Annotated in this window: 4 protein-coding genes; 2 read left to right on the top strand and 2 right to left on the bottom strand. The window is 73.7% G+C overall.

Annotated features, from left to right (window positions below; translation table 11 throughout):
• A partial coding sequence (locus AC0CYZ_RS22485) for a xanthine dehydrogenase family protein molybdopterin-binding subunit (RefSeq protein WP_472219438.1) occupies positions 1–1,392 on the top strand: 1,392 nt, incomplete at its 5' end.
• A 15-nt stretch (positions 1,393–1,407) separates the two neighbouring features.
• On the opposite strand, the gene AC0CYZ_RS22480 is transcribed toward AC0CYZ_RS22485, so the two are convergent.
• Positions 1,408–2,289: a 2-dehydropantoate 2-reductase gene (locus AC0CYZ_RS22480; RefSeq protein WP_472219436.1), complete on the bottom strand. Its 882-nt coding sequence runs from the start codon at positions 2,287–2,289 to the stop codon at positions 1,408–1,410.
• Positions 2,290–2,350: 61 nt separating this feature from the next.
• Here AC0CYZ_RS22480 and AC0CYZ_RS22475 point away from each other — a divergent pair, with 61 nt between their 5' ends.
• Positions 2,351–3,130: a maleylpyruvate isomerase family mycothiol-dependent enzyme gene (locus tag AC0CYZ_RS22475; protein WP_472219434.1), complete on the top strand. Its 780-nt coding sequence runs from the start codon at positions 2,351–2,353 to the stop codon at positions 3,128–3,130.
• A 24-nt stretch (positions 3,131–3,154) separates the two neighbouring features.
• On the opposite strand, the gene AC0CYZ_RS22470 is transcribed toward AC0CYZ_RS22475, so the two are convergent.
• On the bottom strand, positions 3,155–4,009 hold the full coding sequence (locus AC0CYZ_RS22470) for a serine hydrolase (protein ID WP_472219432.1): 855 nt from the start codon (positions 4,007–4,009) through the stop codon (positions 3,155–3,157).
• Between the last annotated feature and the right edge of the window lie 462 nt (positions 4,010–4,471).

Here is a 4,471-nt window from a genome sequence, read left to right as displayed (position 1 = left end):
GGCGGCGGTTTTGGCGCGAAGGGGCCGATGTGGAGTCACACCGCGCTCGCTGCACTCTGCGCACAGAAAATTGGCCGCCCGGTGAAAATCGCGCTCAGCCGCCACGGCACTTTTAACAACACCGGCCACCGGCCGGAACTGCGGCAGCGCCTCGCGTTCGGAGCGAGCGCGGACGGCAAACTCCTGGCGTTGCGCCACGATTGTTTGCACACCAATTCGACCTTCGACGAATTCGTCGAGCCGGCGGCGACGACGACGCGGATGATGTATGCCGCGCCGAACATCGCGACGTCGCACAAGCTCGTGCGCTTGAACATCGGCACGCCGAGCTACATGCGCGCGCCCGGCGAGGCACCGGGCAGCTTCGGGCTCGAGTGCGCGGTCGACGAGCTGGCGGTGGCGCTGGGCATCGACCCCATCGAGCTGCGGGTGCGCAACGAGCCCGAGGTCCACCCCGAGTCCGGGCTGCCGTTCTCGTCGCGCAACCTCGTCGCCTGCCTGCGCCGGGGCGCGGAGCGCTTCGGGTGGGCGTCGCGCCCGAAGGAGCCGCGCGCGCAGCTCGTGGACGGCTGGTGGCACGGCACCGGGGTCGCCGCGGCGATGTTCCCGACGATCCGGTTCCCCGGCTCGACCGCGGTCATCCGCTTCGCCCGCGGTCGCTACGAGGTGGAGATCGGGGCCACGGACATCGGGCAGGGCGCCCGGACGGTGCTCACCCAGATCGCCGCGGACGCGCTCGGGGTGCCGGTGGACCGGATCGCCGTCGCGATCGGCGACACCGCGCTGCCGCAGGGGACCGTGGCGGGCGGCTCGTCGGGCACGGCCTCGTGGGGCTCGACGATCGCCGAGGCCGCCGACCGGTTCCGCGACAAGTGGGGCGACGACCCCGAGGACGGCTCGGAGGCCGACGCCGCGACCCCGGACAACCCCTGGGCCGGCGAGCTCGCCATGGCCGCCTACGGGGCGCAGTTCGCCGAGGTCGCGGTGCACGCCGACACCGGGGAGATCCGGGTGCCGCGCCTGCTCGGGGTGTACGCCGCGGGCCGCGTCCTCAACCCGCAGCTCGCCCGCTCGCAGTTCCTGGGCGGCATGGTGTGGGGGCTCTCGATGGCCCTGCACGAGCAGAGCGTCGTCGATCCCCGCTTCGGTCACGTGATCAACCACGACCTCGCCGGCTACCACATCGCCGCGCACGCGGACGTGCGCGAGATGGAGGCGGAGTGGATCGACGAGGACGACCCCTACGTCAACCCGATGGGCTCCAAGGGCATCGGGGAGATCGGGATCGTGGGCACGGCCGCGGCGATCGCCAACGCCGTCCACCACGCGACCGGGGTGCGGGTGCGGTCGCTGCCGATGGACTTCGTCCATGTGAACAGTTCTGGTCGCTAGGGCGACCACAACCGTTCACATGCTGCGGAGCAGCCCCAGCATCGCGGCGTTCAGCGGCGTGGCGACGCCGTGGCGCTCCCCCGCCGCGACGACGGCGCCGGTGAGGTACTCGTGCTCGAGCGGCCGTCCGGCGAGGCGGTCGTAGAGCATCGAGGTGCCCGTCCCGGCGGGCATCGTCGTGTAGTGGCGGCGGAGAGCGTCGACGTCGGCCTCGGAGAGGTCGGCGCCCTCCGCCCGTGCGACGGCGACGACCTCGCGGGCCAGCCCGAGGACGAGGTCGGCGGTCTGCGGCTCGGCGAGGACCTCGTTGCGGCGGAAGGTCAGCGCGGTGATCGGGTTGGCGACGGCGTTGCTGATCAGTTTCCGCCAGGCGTCGGTGCGGTGGTCGGGCGAACCGACGACTTCGACGCCATCGTCTCCCCCGCTGACGAGTCCCCGCAGCCCGTCGACCCAGGGTCCGTCGGGCACGGTCAGCCGGCCGTAGCCGTGGTGGAGGATCCGCCCCGGCTCCACCGCCTCGGCGCCGAGGACGACGACGGCGGGGATCGCGGTCGCGTCCGGGTGCACGAGGCCCTCGACGCGGCGCTCCTGGTCCACGCCGTTCTGGGCGACCACGACGACGGAGCCGGGGCCGGTCGTGGCCGCGAGCCAGTCGGCCGCGGCGGCGGTGTGGTGGGCCTTCGTCGTGACGATCACCCAGTCGGCCGGGCCGATCGTCGACGGGTCGGTGTGCACGGCCGCGCCGACCTCGCGCTCCTCGCCGTCGGCGCCCGCGCGCACCCGCAGGACGTCGAACGGGGTGCGGACGGCGAGGGCGACGTCGTGCCCCCGCTCGTGCGCCAGCGCGCCGAGCACGCCGCCGATCGCTCCCGGACCGATGACCACCACGCTCGCCATGTCCTCGATCATCGTCCCCGGGCATCGGAAGAATCGCAGGGGCGGTGGTGTTCCCGTCGACGTGACCGACCTCACCGTTCGCTCCATCGCCGCGCTGCGGGCCCACCACGACCGACTGAGCGCGGTGGCGGAGGGGCTGACCGACGAGCAGCTGGACGCTCCCAGCGGGGCCTCGCCGTGGACGGTCGCCCAGGTGCTCTCCCACCTCGGGAGCCAGTCGGAGATCATGCTCCCTGCCCTCGTCGCAGCGGTGGAGGGCACCGCGGTCGACGCGCCCGACAACCAGGCCGTCTGGGATCGCTGGGACGCCGCCGCGCCGCGCTCGCAGGCCGAGGGCTTCGTCGAGCACGGCGCCCGCTACATGGCCGTGCTGGAGGGGCTGTCGGCCGAGCAGCGTGACTCGCTGCGCCTCGATCTGGGGTTCCTGCCTGAACCCGCGCCGCTGGCGGTCGCGCTCGGGATGCGCCTCGACGAGGTCGCCCTGCACGGCTGGGACGTCCTGGTCGCCCTGGACCCCGACGCCGAGGTCGAGGATTCCGCGGCGACGACCATGCTCGACCACTTCGCGGACGGGGTGGGGTTCCTGCTGGGGTTCGTCGCCAAGCCCGATCAGCTCGACCGGCCGGTCAGGGTCGCGATCGGGGACCACTCGCTGGTCGTCGAGGACAGCGTGAGCGTCCGCGCGGGCACCGAGGGAGCCACCGCCACCTTCACCGGGCCCACCGGGTCGGCGCTGCGGCTGATCGGTGGGCGTCTGCGCCCCGAGCACACGCCGGCCGGCGTCGAGGTCACCGGCAACGTCTCGCTCGACGAGCTACGGGGCGTCTTCCCCGGCTTCTGAGAGCGGAGCGCCATGCCGCCCCGATCACGGAGCCGCCGGTGCGCGAGGATCGGTCACGACGGCCTGAGCCGCCGGGCGCGCGAGGGCCTCGACCAGGGCGATGCCGGCCTCCTCGCTCGGCTGGTGCTCGGTGAGCACGGCGAGCAGCACCGGTTCATGGGCGACCGTGGTCATGCCGACGCTGTTGACGATCCAGTGACCGCCCTCGTCCTCGAGGGGCAGCCACCCGTTCTTCAGGCCGGTTACGGCGCCCGGGTCGGCCGCGGCGGAGATCCCCCACCGCTGGTCGTCCTCGACGTGGGTCAGGAGGTCGGTGGCGAAGTCGCGCGCGCCCGGCGTCAGGGGTGCGGGTCGCACCAGAGCGCCGAGCAGCGCGACCTGGTCGGCGGCGCACGTGGTGCTGTTCCCCCAGTGCTCGTCGTCGAGCCGCGTGCAGTGGGTGCCGAGCCGGACGTTCGCCCGCGCGACGGCCTCCCCGCCGCCGACGATGTTCCAGAGCCGGGTCGCGGCGTCGTTGTCGCTGTTCTCCATCATCTGCGTCGCCAGGGTCACGGTCTCCGGGGTGAGCTTGCGGCCGGCGTCGTGGGTCTGGAGCAGCAGGGTCTCGAGCACGTCGAGCTTGACGACGCTCGCGGTCTGGACGGGGACGTCGGAGGCGTAGCCGAACGACCGGCCGGTCGCGACATCGAGGGCCGCGACCGAGACGTGGCCCGCCGACCCGGCACCAACCAGCCCGGCGATGGTCACGGCCGGGGAGGGCGCCGCCGGGGCCGGTCGACCCGGTGACCGGGCGGGCGACGGCGCCGGAGCCGCGACCGGGCGGGGCGGCGTCGGCGCGCCGGCCACCAGGACGACGAGCAGCGACCCGAGCCAGAGCACCAGCAGGACGTGGCGGACCGGCCGGCGTGCCGATCGGACCGCGGGGGACGTGACCGGCGCCGTGTCGGCTCGTCGCGGCGGGTCCGGGAGACGCGGCAGCGGATCCGGGCGACGGCGCGGCCGCGGAGTGAGCGTCACGATCCGCGGCCCGACCGGGGGACGCTCCTCGGTCCGCGGAACGAGGGCCACCGTCCGGGGGTCGTCCGGGGGGCGCCGCGGAGCCGGGACCAGCGTCACCGACCGGGGACCGCCCCAGTGGTCCGCGTCGGCGGCGAGGTCGGCTCGCGATCGGCGACGCAGTGACGTGGTGGTCACCGGCCGCGCCCCGGGTCTGCACGTCCTGGTTCGTCCACGGCCTGCCGACCTCTCAGATCAGGATCGCTGAGCGACAGACAGTAACAACGATCACGACGCAAGGGTCAAGCGACACAGGAGTGACGCATGTGGCGATCAGGGGAACAC

The sequence above is a fragment of the Actinomycetospora sp. genome, from assembly GCF_055612215.1.
The sequence above is the reverse complement of the archived record's forward strand: the minus strand, read 5'-3'. Positions and strand labels throughout refer to the sequence as shown.